The sequence below is a fragment of the Acidithiobacillus ferridurans genome (assembly GCF_003966655.1).
Classification (GTDB): domain Bacteria; phylum Pseudomonadota; class Gammaproteobacteria; order Acidithiobacillales; family Acidithiobacillaceae; genus Acidithiobacillus; species Acidithiobacillus ferridurans.
Window position 1 is genome coordinate 2579596 of the sequence record NZ_AP018795.1, and the last position, 22572, is coordinate 2602167.

A 22572-nucleotide genomic window follows, 5' to 3' on the forward strand; every position below is an offset into this window, starting at 1 on the left:
GGATCCTCAATGGCAGACAAACTGCACGCTCCGAACTCTACGGTATTTGACTATAAAACCCAGCGCCTTGCGCGCGGCGGCAAGCTCAAAACTACACTCGCAGGCATTGCTGCGGGTGTCCTTGGATACACGGTGGGCATTTCTTATGTGGCAAGAAAAGTCTTTCCCGGCTACCAGTGGACGGACGATTTCATCCAGAAAGCGCACGACTACATCCCATTGCCTTACGGCTGGCGATTGTACAATCCCCTGCCTTTCCTTCGGCCTATAATCCTGAATATCCATTACCCGATCATCCACCAGGCGTTTTACGAAGCAGGGCTTCCGGCGGTGGTGTTGGGGGTGCTCACCTCCGGAATTTTGGGAAAAAAACACAAGGAAGCTCAAGCGGCTGTTTTGAATAACCCCGTACATGGCTCTGCCCATTGGGCGAGCAAGAGCGACGCGATCCGCGCGGCGCTGTTGCCAGCGCCCCCGCCGATGACAACCATGGAGCGCTTGTTCTCCCTACTTGGACTGCATGAGGAATCTGCGCGGAGCCGCTGGGATGCGGCACAGAAGGCGCGAAAAACCAGCTCGGACGCCTGGCGAAAAAGAAAGGCCGAGAAAGAAGGCAAAAGTCTTTCAGAAATCCCGGAACCACCCAGCTTTGAGCGCTTCGACTCGCCGCACGTCTGTTATGTCGGGGGCTTTGTCGAGAACGGGGTGGCCACCCCGCTGCAGCACACGGGTGCCGAACATATTCTGGTCTTCGCACCCACGCGATCCGGTAAGGGCGTGGGTCTCGTGCTGCCCACGCTGCTGGACGGCTGGATGGACTCCATCGTGGTCCACGACATCAAGGGTGAAAACTTCAACCTGACGGCGGGATACCGCAAGGCCATGGGGCACCACATTCTGAAGTTTTCCCCCGGTTCGGTATCCGAAGAAGGATGCCACTTCAACCCGCTGGATGCCGTGCGTATCGCCACTCAGTATGAAGTAAAAGACGTGATGAACATCGCCACGATGATTGTGGATCCGGACGGCAAGGGCTTGAACGATCACTGGCAGAAAACGGGTTTCGCGCTGCTGACCTCCATTATCCTGCATGTGCTCTACGCCATGCCGGATAAAACGCTGCGGGGTGTGGCCGCCTACCTCAATAATCCCGCACTGGAAAGCGTGGATTTGGCCTTTGAGCAAATGATGCAGACGGAGCATGACCCGGATGGGCAATATGGCTGGCGGGATGGCACTGGCACGCCGACCACCGTACATCCGGTCATTGCTCAGTCTGCAAGAGAAATGCTGAACAAGGCGGATAACGAAAAATCCGGCGTTATTTCAACGATGATGAGCTTCCTGTCCCTCTACCGTGACCCCATCGTGGCGAAGTGGACCGAGTATTCAGACTTTCGTATTGCGGATCTTCAGGACGCGGAGCAGCCTGTGTCGCTCTACCTGGTCACGAGCCCGGAAGACAAGAACCGCTTGAAGCCTCTTATCCGCCTGGTGCTCAACCAGGTCGCATCCCAGTTCACCGCGGAAGAGCGGCTGGAAGCGAAGGAGGGGCGGATCGTCGCCAAAGGAAAACATCGGCTGCTTTTGCTGCTCGATGAGTTCCCGAGTCTGGGCAAGCTGGATGTATTTCTGGACAGTATCGCTTTCCTGGCCGGCTACAACGTCAAGTTGTATCTGATTACTCAGGACATCGCGCAGTTGGAAGATGAGGGGCACGGGTACGGCAAGGCCGGAGCCAAGACCATCATCGGTAACTGCCATATCCGGGCGGCCTACGCGCCGAACCAGGTGGAGACCGCCAAGTGGATCTCGGACATGCTGGGCACCCGTACCGTGACTATGGAAAACGATAATCAGAGCTTTGACGGATCCATGTTCGGGCAGAACAAGGGCTATTCGACGAGCTTGAGTTACCAGTCTCGCCCTTTGCTGACCGCTGATGAAGTGATGACGCTGCGAGGCCCGGAAAAGGAGGGCTCCAACATCAAGACGCCGGGCGATATGCTGGTGTTCGCGGCGGGCTTTCATCCCATCTATGGTCAGCAGTTGCTCTATTTCAAAAACCCGGAATGGCTTGATCGGGCATCCGTTCGCTGGCCAGAGAAGAGTGACGCGATTCCCGGCGCCAAAAAAGACTATAAGGCGATTCTAGGCGAATCAGGCGGTACGCTGCCGATCCCCCATATCGAGAAAAAACCGGAAGGTGGCGAAAGCGTGACCCAGGCGGAGCAGGACGCATTAGCCGCCGCGACTGGTGAACTAGAAGCCTTGGCCAATATGGATGGGCATGAGCGACGGCCGGAGTACGTGGCAGGGGAAAAGCCTACGGGAGAAGGGAGGTATGACACGGCTGAGCGGGACGCTGATCGAGAGACTATTGGCGGACTGCAGGATGATACAGAACCGGGTGCAGCGTGAGCATTGCCCCGTTCTTGGGCGCTGCTCCGAACCGTCAAGGGGTTTCCATGTTGGGTTCATGTAACAGAGTTTGGCGGCACATGCCCGGTGAGTGTATCAGGGCGCCAACGCCGCTTCCTGGTCGTTCGCAATCCATCTGATGTGCGTGTTTTTCCAGGAATCGACTATAATCGATTTCTGTATTAGCAAACAGATTCACGAGAAGGGGAAAGACCACATGCTGCACTGGATCACCGGCACCCGCGACGGATTTCTTGTATTGCTGGTGATTGCCTTCGTATTGGCACTGGGCGTCTATGTGTTGCCCGTGCTCATGGCCTGGAGCCTGGGTAGCCCTTACCGAATGTCCATCACGGTGCTGGATATCTTGTTAGGATGGACCGTATTGGGATGGCTTGCCGCCCTGATTTGGGCCGTCGTGACTGGCAAAAGCGGAAGCTTTGATGAGGATGGTGATTGTAGCCATCCGGAGTGAGAGCGATTTCCGGCATGTTTTTTCAACAGAATTAGTCTGTTCCGACCCTTCAACGGGAAACCTCGACCGATAGTTTTTGGCCGGGAGCGGTGGTAGGCCATGGTTTCGTAAACCGGACACTCATTTCATTCCAACCAAGAGGTCTTCTGGAAACGGTCGCCTTCGGTCTCACCATTCCAACCTTCGCCACCTTTACAGTATGCAAGCACGTTGACCTCAAAAGCCGCCGGTTTCCAACCAGTTTTTGCATATAGCCCTTATCATCTTTCATCCCCAGGAGTGGCACGAGTCGTAATGTCTGTTAAGCCGGCAGCCAAACTGCCTCCTGCTCAAGCGCCAGTCCAGATTGGCGCATATACCTCGTCAAAGCAGCCAGATCATCAGGCAGCTGCGAAACGGCGCGGGAGAATTCTGCAAAAGTATCTTGCCAGAGCCGCTGGCTGCCGTAGCGTGCCAACTTGCCTTGCCAGCCGGGCATCAGCCAAAATACACAACCCTCGCCTAGCAGCATGTAAAGCCGCGCGAAGTTGGCGAGGCCTACACCGTCATAGTCCGGGAAATGCACGACACAGCTGGCGCGGGGATGCCGGGCCAACCAAGCAAGTAGCCGACCATCGAGCTGCCCACCGTAGTAGAGCAAAGTCGCCTGCGTCCCGGCTGGCAGCCAATCCGTGCGGTCGAATAACGCCTGATTTTCCACCAGCCAGAGTGGCTGCCCAGTTTGCCAGGCGTCATCGGCTTCGATTTGCAGGCTGGTTGCCCCAAAGTCGCGCGTAAGCTTGCTAAGTGGCAGTTCGGTTGCGTCTGTACCCTGCCGCCACAGCACCTGGTCGCCAACTGCCTTGAGCAACGGGTAATAGCAGTCGTGCTGATGACTGCCCGCCTTGCTGTCTCGCGCGTGGGCGATGTGTTGCGCCCGCACCGGCAAATCGTGCGTGGTTTGCATCTCGACCTTGGGGGAGAGTGCGCTCAGATGGACTTCGAACAGTTGCGGGTCGCTGACACGGTAAACATCCCCGCGCCCCTGACGCTGACACGTCACCGCTCCGGTTTGCCGGGCAAAGCGATCCAGAGCGCTGCGTTGGGCGACGGTGAACTGACTGACGGGCAAAGCTGCCTGGCCATGCAACTTGAGCAAGGCCGCGCGCAAAGTGCGGTCCAAGATCAAGCGTCCACGGGCTCAATGATCTGCCAGCTGAAGCGGCTGATCTGGTTGCTGCCGTGGCGGTGATGGATGGGGACACAATAGCGCACGGTGGTTAGCGGCGCGGGGGATGCAAAAATCAGCGAGAAGCCGAATTCTGCCGCCGTGTCGATCAAGCTGCGTTGATTGCGGGCATCTAGTGCCAGTGCCTCGTCCAGATAGCAGACACCCTGAATGTGGCGGCGCTGATCCTGCATCAGATGCAACATCGCCAGCCCGGTGATCAGCTTGGCCATCAGTACGGTGCCGTTGGAGGCGGCGCTGTCAAGATCATCGAAAGCTTCCGGCTCGCGATCCGCCTTGCCGACCCAAAAGCGCAGGCGGAAAAGATCAGCCACGCGCAGGCCGTGGCGTGCGTTGCCTTCCTCGATCAGCAGGGTCTTGGCGCGATTGATTTGATCATCGTCGAGCACGCTCTGCTGGTTGAAGAGTTCGAAGGTTTCGCCGCTGTCCACGGTGGCCGCTGTATTGATCAGCAACTCGATCGCTTCGACCAGGGTCGTTTCGTCCTCCGGTTCGATCTTGAACACCGCAAGGTCAGAGAGCTGGCGACCACTGATCTTGCGGTTGAACTCGCGCATCCGACGCTTAAAGGCAAATAGGCCGTCGCGCAACTCGCGCAGGCTGGCGGCCACATTTACCACCGCCGAGCGCACTTTCTTTTCCAAGGCTTCGGCTTCCTGCTGCAGATGATGGGCGAATTCAACAAGACGAACGATCTCGCTTTCCGGCTCGCCAACAAACTGGTACTTGGTCAATCCGCCGGTATGGATTTCACCCAGTAGGTGGCGAATCTGCTCATCCAAGTCCAGCAATTCGCGGCAGTCGGCCAGATAGGTCTGCAGGCGTTCGGCCAGCTGTTCCAGCGCGAACTCAGGCTGGGCTAGCCAGGGATGGTGCGGCAAGTCGGCCAGCCAGGTGAAGGGCCCTCCATGATCAAGCCGCTGGTTACGGCGTAGCTCAATCAAGCGGTGTTGCTGCTGTAAGGTGGCCAAATCCTGTCGCCGCTGTTGGCGCTGTTGGTCTAGCGCACGGTTACGCTCTGCAGATTGCGCCAGGCTGGCGGCGAGTTCGGCGAGCGTTTTCGCCAGTGCTTCCAGTCGGCCCTGACGCGCGGTCTCGCTTTGTCGCAAGTTCTGCATATGCGCGTAATCACGCAGCTCCGCATCCAGTTCTGCCAGTTGCTGGTCCAGCGCCTCGCGCTGCTGCTTGACGCTCCCCAGGGCTTGTGCGGTCGCCAGCTGCTCTTGGAGCTGGGTTTGCTGCTGCTGCAGCTCCTGCTGTAATTCGCCAAGTTCCGCCAAGGTGCGTTGTTGATACTGTGCCGGCAAGGCTTCCAGCCTCAGTTGCAAGCCAGGCAAGTTGAGCTGTGCGGCATCCGCATGGACCAAGGCCGCACTCAGTGCCTTGCCATCGAGACGGAAGTCCTCTGTACCCATGGTCAGCACCGGTTTGGCCAGCACTCTGTTCAATGCGTTGATCTGTCCCGCAGACAAGACACCGGCCAGTTGCTGATACAGGTTCTGTCCTTGGGTGCGCAACTCCTGAGCCAGCTGTGCCAACTCCCGCTGGGTGCGGCTCAAATCGCGCTCGATGGCGGCAGGCGTTCGACTCTGTGCTTGGCCGATACGCACTACCAGCGCGTCCCGTTGTTCCTGTAGTTCGCGTCGGCGTGCTTCCAGGACAGCGCGGTCGGCAATCAAGGCAAAACGCTGCTGCAACGCATGCAATTGTTCGCACTGCTGGCGGAGATCCCTCTGTTCCAGCTCGTATTGGTTCTGCTCGCGTGCCGACTGAATATCCTGTTCGCGCAAATGTTGCAACTCGAGATCGCACTGCGCCAGTTCATGCTGCAAGGCCTGCTGGCGAGCCTCATAATACTGCTGCCACTGGCCCAACGCCTCATCAATCAAGGGGCGCCAACACAATAGCTTGCCGCGCAACGCCAGGCGGGCATCCTGCTTCTGTTCCAGTTCACTCAGTGGCAGTTGCAGACGAACGGCGGCCAGGTACTGGCTGCGTTCGGCGTTGAGATCGGCGAAAGCTTTGTCCCATTCCGCCTTGAAGTCGATGCTGGCATCCGGCAGGTCGCGCCGGAAAATCTGCATCAGATAGTCCTTTACCTCGCTGGAACGCAATTTGTCCAAGCGTAGCGTGCGAGTCAGTACGCGCTGAAAAACACTGGCATCGCCGGCGTGCTCCAGACGGAAGACGCAAAAATCCTGCTGGCTAGCAAGCTTGCGGCTGCGCCCTCCATACACCATATTGGCGAATTCGCTGCTGTTGTAGCTGAACACCCGACGCCCGTGGGTCGCCAGATGGCTGGCCAGTTGCGGCTGCGCTACAATCTTGCCATCCGGCAGGCAGAATTCCTCGATTTTGAGCGGGCCGGCGTAGGCGAAATATTCGTACTCGAAGCTGACCCCTTTGCCCACGCAGCCCAGCACTACGGTGCCGGACTCCGGCAACGACACCTCCAGCAGCACATAGGCGCTGTTGTTGGGGAAATAGAAGCGTCGGCTCTTGTCCACATCGTGCGCACCAAAATCCATGCGGCGCTGATCGATGATCAGCAGAAACTGCAAGGCGTTGATCAGGCCGGTCTTGCCGGTGTTGTTGGGTGCTACCAGGGAAACCGCACCATCAAGCGGTAACTCGGCACGGGAATAGCCGGCGCTGCCAAGCAAGACCAGGCGTTGGAAGCCATATTGCATCAGCTGCTTTCCTCATCATCCGCTGCTTCCAAGGGCATCTCCTCATCGGCGATGGGGCCAAGCTCATCGCCCTCATCCTTGGTTGCCTGTGCCAGGCTCTCGAAATGATCAAGATAGCGGCATACAGCGGGCAGCAGTCGCCAGCCAGTCGGGTCGGCCACCGCAAAGCCAAGGTTGCAGGCGCGGCCAAGCAATTCCACCAGAGCGTCGGGGTTGAGTCCCTCAGTATCAAGCAGGTCTTGATGTTGCTTATAGACCTCGGCGAGCCAGGCGCTGTCGATCAGCCAATCGCTAAAGCGCTGCAGGGCCTTGCCAGCGTTGGCCTGGGCATCGAAGATCACCATAAACAGTAAGGCCAGCTGACGACTGATCTTGCCGATGTTGCTGTTCGCATCGCCGCTGTGAAACCAGGCAAAGCCCCTGGCATCCAGGCGCAGCTCGAAGCCCAGGGCGGCAAACAGTCCGACATAGCTGGCTTCGTGCTTTTCCAGCTCCGCCCAAAGCGCGGGTTCGGCCACCCGGTTCAGGTGTTTGCCGGACAGAAAGAGCCGGAACAGATCGCCCAATGCCGGCATAGGTGATAGCGAAGCCGCCAATGGTTGGGGGGGCGTCATAGCAGGATACTCACGCGGTGCGGGTGATGCAGGACACGGATCGTCTGCAACGTGGTTGTTTCGGGCTGGTCAGATGCTTCGAACTGCCAGCCTAGCTCGTGCTGCAGATCATGGAACAGACGCAGCAAAGTGGCATCCTGCAGGTGGCCGTAATGAGTGCTCAGCCATACAAGGAAATTTTCCACCGGCAGACTGCGGGAAAGATGTGCGCGAATGGCCGCTTCGTCCACATACTCCAGCGGGGGCCCGACGTCGCCTGGTTCGTCCTGCGGGAAAGCCACTGCCTGCGGTTGGTACTGGCGCGCGGCCGCCATGACTGCTCGCACCTCATCCCCCAGTTGCAGCTTGAAGCCACGCTCATTACGCCAGACCGGTAGCGCTGTGCCTCTGGTAGGGCGCGATAGAGCGTGTCGCAGGCCGCGTTTGCGTACCTGTCCTAACAGCAGACTGACTGCACTGGTCAGCACATTGTGTTGGCGCAGCTCTTCGCGTAAGGGCAACAGGGTGTCGGCGCATTGTTGCGCGACCAAGCGGCCAAAGCGCCGCAACTCTTTGGCCTGGCGTGCAACCTGGCGCAACTGCAGGCGATACGAGTAGAGCGCGCCTTGTACCGACAGCCGCTCCAACCCCAGATCGAGTGCACGCTCGGCGTCTTCCAGGTAGCGATAGAAGGTCCCCTGTGGGCCGGTGTCCATCATCTGGTTCATCGGCTCGACATATTGATCGTAGGCTTCCAGTACCCGGCGGTAGCGATTGGTGACCGGCGTGTTGCTGTCGGCACTTTTGGCGTTTTCGGCCAGATCCAGCAATGCATGCCGATCCTCGTCGAGTTGCAGACTGATCTGGCGAAAGAGTTCGGCCAACTTGTTCGCGGCACCCCGCACACGGTCCATTTCCGTGCCCGCCAATCCGTCGTTGAGTGACTCGGTGGCCTCGCGGATTGCTGCCACGCGCGCCTGTAGCACGGCAGACAGACCCAACTCATGCTCGCGGGTGAGGCCACGCACGAACTCCAGCACATATGCATTGAGCTGCAGATCACTGCTTCGCGGCAGAGTTTGCAGGATGTCCGCGTTGACCAAGGCACGCAACACCACACCCTGTGCCTCGGCATCCAGATGCGGTGACACGTTACCAATACTGCTCAACACCTGATCGCTGGTGAGCATGGCAAACTCGCGCGACATCCGTACCAGAATCTCCACGGTGTTCCAGTGGGTGTAAAGCGTGTAGACCAGCGAACGGGGATTAGCCATATGATACTATTCTACCATAGGCGTTACCAAAATATGATAGCGGCGCTCGAATCGGACAAGATGCCTGTAGAAGTGGATCAAACCGTCTACCCGGTAGACGATTTCGCAGGGCTCTCGCATGCAGGAGGCACCCACGATTTCTTATTTCGCTGTCTTTGTTCATGCTCCTTGGTCAGTGGCACGGCGTCCATGGTTTGATCCCAATTCTTGGGTCCAAAATGGCGATTAACCATGCCTACCAGCCCGTGCCCAATCCCGATTGAATTGCGCCTGCAATTTCCCAATGCTCGATCCATTGAGTAACAGCCCCATTTCGCGGTTATCTTCTAAACTGGCCTGGGTGAAGTTCTCGGAGCCGATAAAAGCTAAAGAGCCGCCGACGATCATCTTACTGTGCTGATAAATGGGCTTGACCGGCATAAGCCTTACCTGGCAACCGTGTTGCCGGAGAAACGCCACGTCGCGCTGACCCACGTGGTTGATGTTGGCAGGCAGGATCAGTCGGAGATCGCGCCCCTTGGCGGCCAGCGCATCCAGAATTACCGCATACGGCCCCAGTTCTTCGCTCTCCACGTCTATGGGACCGGGCTGGTCGATCACTTCCAGTAGTTGGCTGGCGGAAGTCCCCGGAGAAAGGACCAGAACGCGGTGTGCAAACGCGGGGGCTTTCCGGTTGTTCCAGTCGGCATTGAAAACAGCGTTTGCCGACTGCACCACAGAAGGATTTTGGGTGACATACAGGTACTCCCTGTTTTGATGAATTCTTATTCCAAAATAGTACATAATTCGCTTGTGAGTAGTTATAACATATTGAAAACAATATTATAATATATATATTTGCACTATGTATTTTTACATAGTTTATCGCCATTCCGCACCACCCTCCGCCACACAAAAGGATAAAGGTAGAGGATGGCCGCCCCCAACAGAATATCTGATATCGCTGTACCGATTGTAATATCCTGGTATCGAAAATGTAGAGGCGCGGACGATATTCCCATCCTTGTCCATGACAGGTACGCAGCGAAAGCGGTCGTTCGTATGGAATCAGGCCCCTACAATTAACGTTACGTGCCTTGGATTTGCATTCTACGTATGGTGATAGTTTTAAAGAATATAACCGAAATCGCCTACCCATTCACCTTTCCGGTAATCTAGACTGAGCCAGCGTGGTATAAAAGCGTCCGTCCGTTTTAGTGGGAACGTTTGCAGATCCTGAACAGGCTGATCGGTAATTGAACATGTTTTAGAACCAACAGCGCGGAACCACACCTGAACAGAGGATATGTGAGCGTCCAGCAGTAGAGAATCTTGATGTGGAGAAGGTATGAAATATGTTTTTTTGCGAATCAGACAGCTAAATAATAGCTCTAAATAAACACAGAGAGGTTCTTCTCGATGATCGAGCGCTTGCCTAGCTAGTGGAGTAATTCGCAATTCAATTGTATGAGTATTATGCATGAGTAGTCTCCCATTTGGACGGATATACGGGCTTTTCGTTAGCTTCATGTAGCGCAGTTAAATTCCAGGTTTTCCAATATTTTTGACAACGTTACCATTGGCCGCAGTGATCAAAAAGCCTCTACAGCAAGGCCTGCGTCTTGAAAACATACTGTTCGTCTGGCCGGCAATCCATATATCCTAGCAGCCTTATGGTAGGTAGTTCTAATGGGCTATTAGCAGCGTAACCGGTCATTGGACAACTACTCAGTATAATCGACCGGTCGTGCTGCTCGCAGCAGAGTGTCGCGATTAAATGTTGCCACCTAGTCAATTTCCGAAACTGTTGTGATAATACTGAGCGGCAAGCTGGCTTACCAACGTCCAAGGGTTTTCATGTTTTTTTGCCGAACGACAAGGGCATGGAATAATTTAGCATAATCTCATCCTCTCCTGGATCTTCCTGTTTCGTGTAGGCATTAGAGATGTGGGCAATTTTCAGTCCGAAACGCGACTTATTAGCAAACTGATAGTCTAGACTCAACTCCAATCGGAACTGGAAAGTACCATCCAGGTATTTACCTCGGCCCTGATGATATCCGCCCATAGCGAGAGCTGGTGTCAACACCCAATGGCTCCATGCAATATCCGAGTAAAATCCGGTATATCCCATGAATCCACCATCAGTATTGGCAACAATTCCATAAAGTGCACCGACACCGAACAGCTTGGCGGCTGTCTGGTATTCTAGATCAATCTCCGGCAACGTCGCGTTACCGCGATGCCCAGGACCCGGAACCACTCCAGCAGCGTTAAAGGCTCCGACGCCGACATTAAAATACGCGGGGCCGCCCTGAATCACATGCAAGCCTTCACCCATTGCCCATGCTTGTCCAGCAACCATAAGCATGAGCGCACCAATGCCTAGAACGGCTAACCGTGTTTTTTTACGTAACACATGCTTTCCTTAATCAATCTCTTCTTTTACATAGCGTGTGCAAGAAATGATAATATTTTAGTCAGTTCCGACGCTTTGTCATAGTCCTTCATATAGACGTCCTCGTACTTCACGGTGCGCCAGGGCCTCTCCACTCCACAAACATGTTGTCCAAGTCCCCTAGCCATGCCATCCATACTAATCCGTACACCATGCGCATGAAGCGCGCGCATAAAGGCCTCGAAGGAGGCATTGCAGGGCCTCTTCCAGATAGACCACACAACGAACACCGCCACCGAGGTGTTACTGTCCCACCAGCTCTGTTTAAGCAGAAAACTATTGAGCTGCTAATTTTCTGTACAGCACTTTCTGTGTCGAGTTGAGTAGTGAATAAGCTTTAAGGTGGTACGGCACCATTTCCCATGCTAATCTGGTTTGTGCCTTTCCAATCGCATCAATGTCTCTTTTTATCTTTAACAACGAGGGCTGCACAACAGACGCGTCTAATGCGTACTGTTTGTAGGCTTTGCGCAACGCACTATTATCAGCAAATGTGCTTTTTGCCATACTCACATGCAGAGGCTTCTCCTGTTGAATCTGTGCAACCGTCAAATGTAGCTGTTTAGCATGGTGTAGAATCCAGTATGGTCCGGGATGATACCGCTTAAAAATAGAAAAGAAATCGAACGAGTGCTCCCCGAAGTATTTCACCTCTTGCTTTAATTTTACAGCGCTCATGGGGGATGTCTGCACCCTTGATGCAGCATAAGCTGGTACTGCACCAATCAGCAGCAGAGCAGCGCCAACATAAGAAACTAGTCTATATGGTTTCATCACAGCATTATCCTCCGAAAAACTACTTCATGAAATAGTCGACAGTGACTAACAACAACAAATGGTACAACAGTCTACATTTACTCATGCATTCAACTTCACGAGCATGTATCACTAACAGATTTTCTAATACTTTTTGACAATGTTACCAGAAGTATGCCAGAAAGCATCGTAGCTCCGGCCAAAATTAGCCGTATAGTTATTTGTTCGCCCAGCAACGGAACCGCGCTGATAACGACAATCACGGGGACCAGCATTTGTATGACGGCACTTGTGACTCCAGTTAGCTCCTTTATTAAGATATACCAAAGCACATAAATTAACGCTGAGGTTATGGCACCAATAAGCATAGAGTAATAGACACCTTCAATGCTTATATGGATGACTTCATGATGCCAATGTTCTATCACTGCATAGATCGCCAGGAGGATAATAGCCGCCAGCCCGGAATATGTAAAATTAGCAGTTGTAGTGGCCAAATCATCCACAGAACTTTTGCCCAGTATCGAATATCCCGCCCATGCGGCACCCGCTCCTAACATCAATCCTATCCCCAAAAGCTTAGGAACATGTGATATGCCACCCACCAACACCCATAACCCTATCAGGGTTATCCCGCTGCCAGTCCATTGCAGTTTGGACAACCGGTGGCCACCTCGAATCTCCCATGCCAGCATGGTCGCCTGAATGGCAAAAAATAAAAAAAGGGTTCCAGTAGCTGCCCCAAGCTGCTCATATCCGTATGCAAATGCCAATGCATAGAAAAACAACATGAACGGCATCAGCAAATGATGCAATTTCGGCCTTGTCTTGGTCACCGCCATCAGCACGATCAAGATCACCGCTCCGCTCGTCAGGCGAATTGTAGTAAATGGAAGCGGTCCAATTAAATGTCCTCCCAAGGCGGCTCTTGCCAGCAGACTATTTCCAGCCATACCAAAGAGCACTATCAGAGTCAGTAAGATTATGCGCACACGTGACATATCATGATTTTCCTTGAACACCTTTACCCCAGAGAATTTGGCTAAATGCTGACTCTAACGCATCGTGACCAGTTCTTCCGCGCTGGTTGGGTGAATAGCCACGGTGTCATCGAAATGGCTTTTACAAGCACCCATCTTTACAGCAACGGCAAAGCCTTGAAGCATCTCTTCGGCGCCATCACCGATGATATGAAGTCCGACAATCTTCTCCTCAGCACCGACGGTGACGAGTTTCATGCCCGTTTGTACGGGATTTTCGGCAAAAGCATACGCCATAGATCGGAAACGAGTGCTATAGACCTTGACCGCATTATCCCCATGGATATCCCGAGCCTCCATTTCAGTAAGGCCGATCGTTCCAATGGGTGGATGACTGAAAACCACTGTGGGAATATTGTCATACGAGAGATGCCGGTCAGCCATGCCTCCAAAGAGGCGATCCGCCAGTCGCCGACCGGCCGCAATGGCTACGGGGGTAAGAGCTGGGCCATCGGTGATGTCACCAATAGCAAAAATATGAGATTGATTGCTGGTTTGGTATGCATCTGTGATGATGTGGCCGTGCTGATCTCTGACGACATCAGCACGCTCTAGCCCTAGGTTGTCCGTGTTTGGCCTCCGTCCGATAGACCAAAGTACGGTATCGAAACCGTTGATCTTCTGCCCACCCTCCAGGGTGAGGGTAAGCGACTGTCCGTCTCGGTGCAGGCTGGCTACCTTTTGGCGGGTGAGAATATCAACACCAGAGGCGATCATTTCTTTCATGAGTATTTCCCGGAGCATGACGTCAAAACTATCCAGAAAATGGTCTCGTCGTAGCAGAAGGGTGACCTCGCTGCCGAGATGGCGCAGCAGGCCAGCCAACTCCACCGCTATGTAGCCTCCGCCTACTACGGCAATCCGGCGGGGCTGGGTCTCCAGCGCAAAAAAATCGTCAGAACTGATACCTAGCTCTGCTCCTGGGATGGCAGGCCACATCGGGCGGCCACCGGTGGCAATGACGATTTTGTCCGCGCGGATCATATGGCCATCCACATCAATCTGACGGGCGTCCACAAAGCGGGCATACCCGTGGATAAGCGTCACCCCATTGTCAGCAAGGCCCGTGCTATAACGCGCATTGAGATGACTGACAAAGGCGTCACGGGCGGTCTTAAGGGCAGCCCAATCAAAAGTAGAATCATGAATATTAAAGGCTTGATCACGAGCCCTTTGTAAATGCTCTGCAAATCCTGCTGCATACCACAAAATCTTTTTTGGCACGCATCCAACATTGACGCAGGTTCCGCCTATTCTGCCTTTTTCCACAAGCGCAACCTTTGCACCATGAAGTGCGGCTCGATTTGCCGTGGCAATGCCACCGCTTCCACCACCAATGACGAGCAGGTCATAATTGTAATCCATCGAGTCGCCTCTCTCAAATTGTCCTCAACAGCGCATTGCTGACCAGGCAGGTCAGCCTATCCGGAAAAGGTTCAGATGATCAGTCCTTTTTAAGGGATGAAGAAACCTTGAATGCATTAAACAGCACATCTGTAGCCGCATGACGCGCACCTGCAGCCAAGGCATCGTAGATATCGCGGTCCGTCCATCCTGCCTTGTGAAGCGCCGCAATATCCTTTTCACTGATGTTCTCTGGATCATCAATCGCCCGGAGAATAAAAAGCATCAAAGTTTTTTCATGTTCCGGGAGAGGGATCATCTCAGGATGGATCAGAGATTGACGTAGATCTTCCTGATTGATACCCGCATTGACCAACGCTGCTTCATTAAAACCGATACAAAAGGTATTTCTATTTCTACCGGATACCAAATAACGCAGCATGGATATGAATGTTGGGTTGAGCGTAGGATGGGATGCCATATAGGCCATAGTGGCCATCTGGCCCTCGAATAATTCTGGGCTTACACTGAATAGATGAAATGCCTCTGGGACATATCCTATAGCATCCTCGATCTGCTGATAACAATTGGCAATTTTCCCTTCTGCTTCAGATGGAAGCACCGTTTTTAACAAAGCCATATAACACCTCCTATTTAATTACACTAAAACAAACAACAAGCCAGAGTGCGGTAAAACCATCTCGAACGATGTCAATTTTATGACACTCTGATAATACAATAGTATGATAGCCACGGCGCAGTTTTTGAAGGTGAAACTTGTGTCGGGTTGTAATGCATTTCGCGGTGCAAGATTAATACTGGACATCTCGAAAATGTTGCTCCTTCATGCCAGGAGCAACATTACTCATCCTGGCGCACCTTAGCCAAAAGATCGTAGTACCATAAATCCGCTGTGAACAACCAGAAACGAGCACTTCACAAGGTCATATCAGAGTCGCTGAAAGATTACCTCTACGGGCGTCGGCTGACTGATTGTATTATGTACCGGTGATACCCTTTTGACATATTCGATCAGATCCAAGAGGTCGCTATCAGGAGACGCACTTTTTAGGTGACAGTACACAGAAATGTCGTTAAATCCCGGTCGAACCGATTCAGAAAGACCCATAAAGCCTTGCAAGTCGATCTCTCCACTGATTTCTATCTTCAGTTCATCCAAGGATATTCCACGTGCGGCAGCGTTATAGACCAATCCCACGGTTATACAAGCGGCCAGCCCAGTTAAAAGGAGTTCTACGGGATTCGCTCCCTTGTTCGTTCCCATCAGAGCTTTCGGCTCATCACTTTCTATGATAAATGGCGTACTTCTGGAGTGGTCTTCCTGTCCTAATCCATAAAAACCCTGAACATGCGTCTGCGCATGTGCTCCAGATATCCATTGCGTAGTAGTTCTAAATTGACACTTGGCTAGCGCTGTATTGTCTTTTACTGCCTGTACAGTTTTTCCCAGTTGATTAATATCTACGCCATTAAGTGCTGTGTTATTAACCATTTTTCATCTCCTCTATGCAATGATTAAAAACGCAAAACTTTTTTTGCGTTAAAAGCCATCTAGCAAAGGTATGCAAACTCCATCCACGTGCAAATGCAAGTTCTTTTTTGCTCACGGCCTGCCTCCACCAGAGCCCAGTCCCATTTTGTCACGTAAATCAACCAGACTACAGCTGGTTTTTCGTGTTGCCTGACATTCATTGGTACCAGGAATAAAGTCAAATGAGCATTGTTTTTTTTGTAACTCTAGCCAGTCTTCAGAAGGATACTTACCCTCAGGAAGATTAGGCGGAAAATAAACGCATGAAGTACACAGTGGATCACTAGCAGTGCTTTCTTGATTCATGTATGACATCTCCTCTGATCGGAATTATGAGGCAGGCTGGAGAAGACCTTCTGTATCCATAGCAGCCCGTACAGCCGGACGTTCAAATACTCGTCCCTGATACCCCTTCAGCACCGGCCAGCGGTCTATTTCAATGCCCACATGCTTACCCCAGTTCAACACGGTAAAAAGATAAGCATCAGCAACAGTGAACTCGGGACCCATCAACCAAATTTTGCCTTCTAACTGATGGCTGACTGTGTTCAGGCGGCGTTCGAGTTGGGCCGCAACTATTGTTTTCCATTCCGCAGGCGCATGGGTATTGAATAATGGTGAAAAACCCTTATGTAGCTCCGTAGAAATAAAATTAAGCCATTGCATGAGTTGGTAACGTTCAATGGTTCCAGCGGGCGGTGCAAGCTTTTTCTCAGGCACCTGATCAGCCAGGTACTGGATAATGGCAGGCCCTTCGGTCAGAATATAACCATTATCGAGTACTAATGCGGGGACGTAGCCGTTGGGATTAACGCTTAGATAGTCGGTGCCGATTGCTGTTTTCTTGGTGGCGAAATCCACCTTTTCCGTATTAAAACTGAATCCCCCTTCATGGAGAATGATATGTGGAGAAAGGGAACAAGCGCCGGGGCTATAATACAATTTCATGGTAAACTATCTCCTGAAGAAACGAGTAACATAGGACAACCCAAAAGCTCAGCTACACCATCAACCTGCGCCGTGCTACTGAAGCAGCGATGTAATATTAATACTCTCTACAAGATAGCCTGTATAGTATACACTTTTTTGTTATATACACACTTATTTCTCAGTAAGTAACTTTATTGTAAGTAAGGTTTAATACTTAATGGCGATGGCTGATTATTTTAGAACAAAGTAGCAGATTAGTTTTGCCTATCAACTGCCTAAAATAATTTGACAAGCCATACCAGATCAGCTATTTTTTTGAATCGAACTCTATAATCAGGAGGTTGCACTTATGTCCACAATGAAACCCGCAGATCTCGTTATCATCCTCATCACTGGACCGGAAAATCCCAAACGTTTGCCGTCCGCCTTTTTTCTTGCAGCGACGGCAGCGGCATCTGAGCAGGATGTGATCATGTACTTTACAGGACCTGCAACAGAATTATTGGCTAAAGGTAAAGCCGAGACTATCTTTCCAATGACGGGCGGGAAAAGTGTTGCTGACTTTATGAAGTTGGCCGAAGACAATGGGGTGCGAATCATCGGCTGCCTCCAGTCCCTTGAGCTCAATGGTATGACGACTGGAGACTTGGCAAAGGATCTGCCTCTTTTAACGCCTAGTGCCGCATTGCCCGCATTGGGTGCTGCTGGACGTGTTTTTACTTGGTAACAGATAGATCTCTCCATTCTAAACTGCAACCATTAACCTTAAATTTAATCACTGGTTGCACAAGGGGTAATCAGTGATTAAACAATGTATTTCATCACAAGAAACAATATTCAGCACTTACTCTGGCTTCAGTTTGTTTGGCGTTTTTTTTGCGCCACGCTCCCGTGTGTAGGTTTTGAAAAGAATGTTTTTGTAATCGTATTTAATGACAATCGTTTCTCTCTATTCCATGGGAAGAGAGATACTAATCGAGCCATTGCGCAATATCCGAATATTTCCTGTGCCCAGGTTCCAATAGTAGGTATCCAGTATATAAATTGCATAGGCTGCGGTAGCGCTATCAGCAGAAGTATAAGATAGCTGAACCTTACCTGAACAGGAAAAGCTATAATACTTTTCTTTCGAATGGCAAAGTGGATGGTCTGTATAATGGTAAGCCCAATAGCCAGATAAAAGCCCATCTTGTATCCTGCTATACCCGCAGTAAGAAAACATGCAGTTATAAACCAATATTGCCATGCAAGTTCTTTGTAATCAATCATAAACATGTAAAGCCTCCTGTGAGGATAAAATACCACCTAACCTACTTCAACTGTTGGTGATCCATACTTAATCGGCACTTGCTGCGATGTTTATGCGTATTTTTCCCATCATTTCACCAGAAGCGTCACTTTTTATCCATAAACCACCTTTGGTCTTACGGCAGCATGCATTGCATGCTCATTCAACTTTGTGCAAATTTGACGTAAATGGCTTTTGGTTGACCACAAGGATAATGAACCCTATTATGCTTTATGTGAAGTAGACACCAATTTCATATCTACGATCTAAAATATAGTTAGTTACTTTCTGGTAACGTTTGTACAGTGATGCACAACCGCGAGAGGGACCTATGGAAATCGAAAATGAGCCGTGTGCTGTTGATATAACATTGAAAGCCATTGGTGGACGTTGGAAGGTGCTCATTTTACAGGAACTATTTAAAGGAACCAGGCGGTTTTCACAGCTTCATCGTGGAATCCCAGGTATTACCCAGAAAATGCTTACTCAACAGCTGCGTGAGATGGAGAAACACTGCATTATCAGTAGATTGGTTTACGCTGAGATCCCACCTAAGGTTGAATACTCTCTTACCCCTTTAGGTGAAAGCTTGTGGCCGGTATTGCTGGCAATGCATGAATGGGGTGTGCAACAGCAGATGATTGACAGATATAGTGCTGCGGCTCTCATGACGACTCCGTTGTAGGCGTTGTACGCAAGTTGTCATTGCCATATTTCAGTTGATTGTCAGAACGAAAGTCCGCCGGATTGCCTCTAGGTTTAGTTTCTTCCCAATGGCTGCTTTCAGTCTGGACCGGCCGTTGGAATGAGGATCACACTTGATCTCTCACTCCTTAGAAATCAGAAAGCCAGAGTTTCCCTTGCGCGTTAGGATGTCATTCCAAGTATCTTACGGATGGCAGTCACATATCCCACGTCATACAGTGTTCGACCGGTTCGGTTCGTGATCTCTCCATGTGAGCCTTCCCTCCATTCTTCCTGGTCAAGGAACTCCTTCGAGATTGCCTGTTCGAGAGACTCACGCTCGCTTTCTGTCAGTTGGGCCTTGGCTTCCAAAATGGCTACGGGAGGCGAGTGTGTTACAATCGTAGCACCGAGCGGCCGTTGGTCTATTGTTATCTGCATTCGCGACTTTAGCAGATTTACTTTGGCAAGAAGATCATCACGCTCGGCTATTGTGGACTGCATCAATGAACGTATCGCAGGATCCTCGATGCGCATGAGATATTGGTGACTGGATAATTTCTTGGGCTCCTTTGGAGCCTTCACAGACATCGTTCCTGAAAACGCCGCCCAAGCCGTTATTAGAGTGACGTAATCCTTGGATGCGGCGTTGTACAGCACTCGTGCTTTGAAAAGGCCGCGGGCCTCGCAAATGCGACCTATTGACGATAATCCAAAGTTAAGCAGGGATGCGGACTGTGTCTGGTGCTGGTATTGATTCCGGCATATCTCTTGAAGCGATTTCAAGGTGGCGGCCTTGTTCGAGCGTGGACCTTTGGCCAACAACGCTTCAAGAACTTCGTCAGGGTGGATGTCTGTTTTATGCATTTTCGTAGCCGAATTGTAGAGGTGCAGGCAACGACTGTAGGGTATCGGTGAGTAAATGTTGGATGTCGATACCTATAAACTGGGCAAGGCTCTCACCGGCATCCATGAGACTGCACACTTTGCGCATCCCAAGGAGCGGGTTCGTGTTAGTTTTAGCAGACAGGCGCCGCATGAATGCATTCCCCGCTTTGAGTTGATCTGCTTCATTAAGTTGTAGGAAGAACGGCGGCAAATGGTCGCGTGCCAATGCCGCGTCAAGCAGTTGGCTGCGCCTGAAAACGGCCTTGCCCGGATCCAAATCCGGGTAGATTTCTACGTTCTGGCAGACGTCAGAAAGTTGCAAGAGTTCAGAATCCACTTCCTCAAACGCAATCTGCACATCCATTGCCGAACCCGCAGCGATGAGCGATGTCTTATTGTTGTCATTGTTGACAGGCAGGGCATTACATCGCTGAATAATCTGCCAACAGGCTGCCATATCCTCCGCAAGACTATTAAACCGCTGCAACGTAGATTCCCAGATTCGCTCTGCCGTACGCAATTCCTGTGTTCTAGTAAAAACTTCACCAGAATTTTCAACATCTGCCTTTTTCCTTTTGATATCATGCAATATGGCATCTTGTTTTATGGCACCATTCCTGACCTCATCGAATTGGTAGCAAATGTTGCCCAAGTGCGCCGCGAGTGCTGGTATATAATGCGGTTCGGTAACAAACCATCGGCACCGGATGCAATTTCTTATCCCACCTGGTACTGGATTGTGGGTCCGCTGGTCGGCATCAGGATTGAAGGCAATGCCTCCGTTATAACATCCACCAACCCTAAATCCACCCCTGTTTGACGATGAATCGACTTCCGATGTATTCCCTCCAACGAGACACAAGCCATGGTGCATAAGCATCCAGCCGGCCGGATTGCGGTTGGCTGGATGCTCCGGAACAAGGGTTATAAGGGTCTCGGTGCTATTCCAGATAGCTCGCGTCGTAAGAATTTCATGTTTTTCATTGGCAAGGAATGAAACAATGCTTTCTTCCTTCAAAGCGTCAACACGCGACACGGCATCTATCAATGCGTCCTGCATGTACTTAAATCCCGGTTTTGTATAGTAAATGGTCATAATCAGTCGACTATGCCCCACCAACTTCACGAGAAGATGGAATGGTAAACTACCATCTATCGCTAGTGCCGTGATAAGAGATACGCGCAGACTATGCAGCGGAAACAAGGCTAGAGGTGAGCTTCCCGGTTTAGTAACCAATACAATCGGTGACCCATCTGGATGGGTAGTCCCATGTCTAGATAACCTGTTCTGCATTTCTTGCAGTAGCTTCGCCCATGCAACCCTCATTATGCCATCGGTTATCGGAAGATGGGCTTCACCATACTTTTTTCGTTCGGCAGAACGGAATATGAAATAAGTATCCGGATAAGATGCCAACTGCATATCGCTCTTGGGTTCTCCAATACATTTTTGAGGAAGGCTACGCCAAGACGTTGGGTGTATAATTGGATTGTATTTTTCCTGCCAGTTTCGTATTTTTTCTAGCCAATAATGAGGTTGGTCTTGGAGGTCTCCAATGGTTGGCCAAGGAAATTCGTAACCTTTCTGTACGCCGGACTTAAGAATATCCGCAGTTTTGTTGGTATTGATATACAGCGTTGTTAGCAGTTCTTCCTGACCAATCGGTTCCGTTCGACGTAATACTCCCTGCCTTACAGGGTTACGTTTGGTGCCCATAGCCAATGGGGTGGTGTTTTCAATCCACGCTCCAGCAACATATCGCCATGTGTCTGCTTCACCTGAATCCAGCATGCGAACCTGAAATGTCCGTGGTGGCAATTGAAGCTTTATCAGCAGTGCAACCCACCTGACAGGGCTCCACATTTCCAAGATTGGTTTTACGTTGTGATCAATTGACCTGCGAATACGCCACACACAATCAGGATCATCTTTGTCGATTTGATCTTCTGTTGTAGAGAACCAGTCATTGGACATACGTTTATCGGGCTCGCCGATTCTTTTTGCTCCAAGTGCGTTTTGTGCCCAAGTCCAATCCTTAAAGGATGGACCTTGGGCGAGCAGCTTCTTTAAATCAACGATATATCCGTATGGTAATGGAGTATTGACAGTTTCATAATGGATAGGGAATCCGTTGGTAGTGATTCTCCGCACTGGATTACGAAATGCTGGTAAAATTATGGGTTTTCCATTGTCATCTCTGTAGCTATAATATTGTAGTAGTACCCAATCAATAAAGTCATGTATCCGATTGTTGTAAGCCACCCCACCACCTGATTGTGGGCAAGCAGTAGAAAAGAATTCCGGTACTATACTGTCATGTCTTAATATGGCTTCTGGTTCATAAGGAAGTCCTTTCTTCTGTAAATAATTGGAAAAAAATACAGTTAATGCGGCCATCCTTAACCCAATGCCTCTTTGCTCACCCTTAAGCCATTCAACGCCAAGTTTTTGCCACCGGATAAATTGTTGATACTCCCGGATCACCCAAGTCAGCTCAAAATCTACACGCTTATTGGGAAATGATGGTTTCAGCGCTTTACCCGCAGATTCAGCAGCCTTAAACACGGACCAAACGGTTTTTGGTTTTAGATTTAACTGTCTACCTACTGCCGTGTACTTAATCCCACTTTCAATGAGTCCTATGATTTCTTCCTTAATTTCTTCAGAGATTTTTTCATAAGAACGACTATGTCCTATATCCTTCTTCTGCCAAGCACTGATTAATGACTTCTCAATACCCATCTCTCGACTTACTGAGGCTGCTGTTTGTCCATTTTTTATTTTCTGTAACACATCCTGTGTTAAACTTTTCGGGTAGTATTTAGTGGTTTTACCTATATGTTTAGTTATTCGGCAGACAGTTGTAGTGCCGATCCCAAGTTTTTCTGCTACACCCCGTTTTGTATACCCACTGTTAACCAGCTTGATGGCCTTCTGACGTAATTCTTCGTTAATTCTCTTTGCCATA

General features: G+C 51.0%; 20 protein-coding genes and 1 pseudogene. 4 read left to right on the forward strand and 17 right to left on the reverse strand.

Going from position 1 to position 22572, the window contains the following annotated elements; all coding sequences use genetic code 11:
- The first annotated feature begins 9 nt into the window (after nucleotides 1–9).
- Together AFERRID_RS13300 and AFERRID_RS13305 are read left to right on the forward strand one after the other, a co-directional pair.
- Entirely contained in the window at nucleotides 10–2421 is a 2412-nt protein-coding gene (locus tag AFERRID_RS13300) for a type IV secretory system conjugative DNA transfer family protein (protein ID WP_126605451.1), read from the forward strand.
- A gap of 217 nt (nucleotides 2422–2638) precedes the next feature.
- A complete protein-coding gene (locus AFERRID_RS13305) occupies nucleotides 2639–2896 on the forward strand; it encodes a superinfection immunity protein (protein WP_126605452.1) in 258 nt (85 codons plus the stop codon).
- Nucleotides 2897–3197: 301 nt separating this feature from the next.
- Here the strand turns inward: AFERRID_RS13305 and AFERRID_RS13310 are convergent, their stop codons facing one another.
- From AFERRID_RS13310 to gstA, 14 genes and pseudogenes are all read right to left on the reverse strand, one after another.
- A complete protein-coding gene (locus AFERRID_RS13310; protein WP_126605453.1) occupies nucleotides 3198–4058 on the reverse strand; it encodes a DUF7281 domain-containing protein in 861 nt (286 codons plus the stop codon).
- 2 nt (nucleotides 4059–4060) lie between these two features.
- Entirely contained in the window at nucleotides 4061–6814 is a 2754-nt protein-coding gene (locus AFERRID_RS13315; RefSeq protein WP_126605454.1) for a hypothetical protein, read from the reverse strand.
- Nucleotides 6814–7428: a condensin complex protein MksE gene (locus AFERRID_RS13320; protein WP_126605455.1), complete on the reverse strand. Its 615-nt coding sequence runs from the start codon at nucleotides 7426–7428 to the stop codon at nucleotides 6814–6816. The genes AFERRID_RS13315 and AFERRID_RS13320 overlap by 1 nt, the downstream gene beginning before the upstream one ends.
- Nucleotides 7425–8684, reverse strand: a complete 1260-nt coding sequence (locus tag AFERRID_RS13325) for a hypothetical protein (RefSeq protein WP_126605456.1) — start codon at nucleotides 8682–8684, stop codon at nucleotides 7425–7427. Before AFERRID_RS13325 ends, AFERRID_RS13320 begins: the two co-directional genes overlap by 4 nt.
- A 225-nt stretch (nucleotides 8685–8909) precedes the next feature.
- Nucleotides 8910–9443, reverse strand: a pseudogene (locus tag AFERRID_RS13330) (phospholipase D-like domain-containing protein); the annotation flags it as partial.
- A 1075-nt stretch (nucleotides 9444–10518) separates the two neighbouring features.
- Nucleotides 10519–11082, reverse strand: a complete 564-nt coding sequence (locus tag AFERRID_RS13335; protein ID WP_232027575.1) for an acyloxyacyl hydrolase — start codon at nucleotides 11080–11082, stop codon at nucleotides 10519–10521.
- 315 nt (nucleotides 11083–11397) lie between these two features.
- Nucleotides 11398–11895, reverse strand: a complete 498-nt coding sequence (locus AFERRID_RS13340) for a hypothetical protein (protein WP_126605333.1) — start codon at nucleotides 11893–11895, stop codon at nucleotides 11398–11400.
- A 98-nt stretch (nucleotides 11896–11993) separates the two neighbouring features.
- Nucleotides 11994–12899, reverse strand: coding sequence for a DMT family transporter (locus AFERRID_RS13345; protein ID WP_126605334.1), 906 nt, complete (start codon nucleotides 12897–12899; stop codon nucleotides 11994–11996).
- A 33-nt stretch (nucleotides 12900–12932) separates the two neighbouring features.
- A complete protein-coding gene (gene gorA / locus AFERRID_RS13350) occupies nucleotides 12933–14282 on the reverse strand; it encodes a glutathione-disulfide reductase (protein WP_126605335.1) in 1350 nt (449 codons plus the stop codon).
- Nucleotides 14283–14361: 79 nt separating this feature from the next.
- Nucleotides 14362–14901, reverse strand: a complete 540-nt coding sequence (locus AFERRID_RS13355) for a carboxymuconolactone decarboxylase family protein (RefSeq protein ID WP_126605336.1) — start codon at nucleotides 14899–14901, stop codon at nucleotides 14362–14364.
- Nucleotides 14902–15210: 309 nt separating this feature from the next.
- Nucleotides 15211–15774 (reverse strand): OsmC family protein, encoded by a 564-nt coding sequence (locus tag AFERRID_RS15785; RefSeq protein WP_126605337.1) that lies wholly within the window; start codon nucleotides 15772–15774, stop codon nucleotides 15211–15213.
- On the reverse strand, nucleotides 15767–15889 hold the full coding sequence (locus AFERRID_RS16040) for a hypothetical protein (protein ID WP_264318087.1): 123 nt from the start codon (nucleotides 15887–15889) through the stop codon (nucleotides 15767–15769). The genes AFERRID_RS15785 and AFERRID_RS16040 overlap by 8 nt, the downstream gene beginning before the upstream one ends.
- Nucleotides 15886–16119, reverse strand: coding sequence for a hypothetical protein (locus tag AFERRID_RS13365; RefSeq protein WP_126605338.1), 234 nt, complete (start codon nucleotides 16117–16119; stop codon nucleotides 15886–15888). The genes AFERRID_RS16040 and AFERRID_RS13365 overlap by 4 nt, the downstream gene beginning before the upstream one ends.
- 24 nt (nucleotides 16120–16143) lie before the next feature.
- On the reverse strand, nucleotides 16144–16761 hold the full coding sequence (gene gstA, locus AFERRID_RS13370; RefSeq protein WP_126605339.1) for a glutathione transferase GstA: 618 nt from the start codon (nucleotides 16759–16761) through the stop codon (nucleotides 16144–16146).
- A gap of 331 nt (nucleotides 16762–17092) precedes the next feature.
- On the opposite strand from gstA, the gene AFERRID_RS13375 reads away from it, so the two are divergent.
- On the forward strand, nucleotides 17093–17470 hold the full coding sequence (locus AFERRID_RS13375) for a DsrE family protein (RefSeq protein WP_172959373.1): 378 nt from the start codon (nucleotides 17093–17095) through the stop codon (nucleotides 17468–17470).
- Between the two features lie 128 nt (nucleotides 17471–17598).
- Here AFERRID_RS13375 and AFERRID_RS13380 read toward each other — a convergent pair whose 3' ends face one another.
- Nucleotides 17599–18018: a hypothetical protein gene (locus tag AFERRID_RS13380; protein WP_126605340.1), complete on the reverse strand. Its 420-nt coding sequence runs from the start codon at nucleotides 18016–18018 to the stop codon at nucleotides 17599–17601.
- Between the two features lie 344 nt (nucleotides 18019–18362).
- Here AFERRID_RS13380 and AFERRID_RS13385 point away from each other — a divergent pair, with 344 nt between their 5' ends.
- Complete coding sequence (locus AFERRID_RS13385; RefSeq protein ID WP_126605341.1) at nucleotides 18363–18716, forward strand: winged helix-turn-helix transcriptional regulator; 354 nt, start codon at nucleotides 18363–18365, stop codon at nucleotides 18714–18716.
- Nucleotides 18717–18898: 182 nt separating this feature from the next.
- On the opposite strand, the gene gmtX is transcribed toward AFERRID_RS13385, so the two are convergent.
- Together gmtX and gmtZ are read right to left on the reverse strand one after the other, a co-directional pair.
- Nucleotides 18899–19582, reverse strand: coding sequence for a gamma-mobile-trio protein GmtX (gmtX, locus tag AFERRID_RS13390; RefSeq protein ID WP_126605342.1), 684 nt, complete (start codon nucleotides 19580–19582; stop codon nucleotides 18899–18901).
- The gene (gmtZ, locus tag AFERRID_RS13395; protein ID WP_172959374.1) at nucleotides 19575–22571 is read right to left on the reverse strand and encodes a gamma-mobile-trio integrase GmtZ; all 2997 of its coding nucleotides are present in this window, start codon (nucleotides 22569–22571) and stop codon (nucleotides 19575–19577) included. The genes gmtX and gmtZ overlap by 8 nt, the downstream gene beginning before the upstream one ends.
- Between the last annotated feature and the right edge of the window lies 1 nt (nucleotide 22572).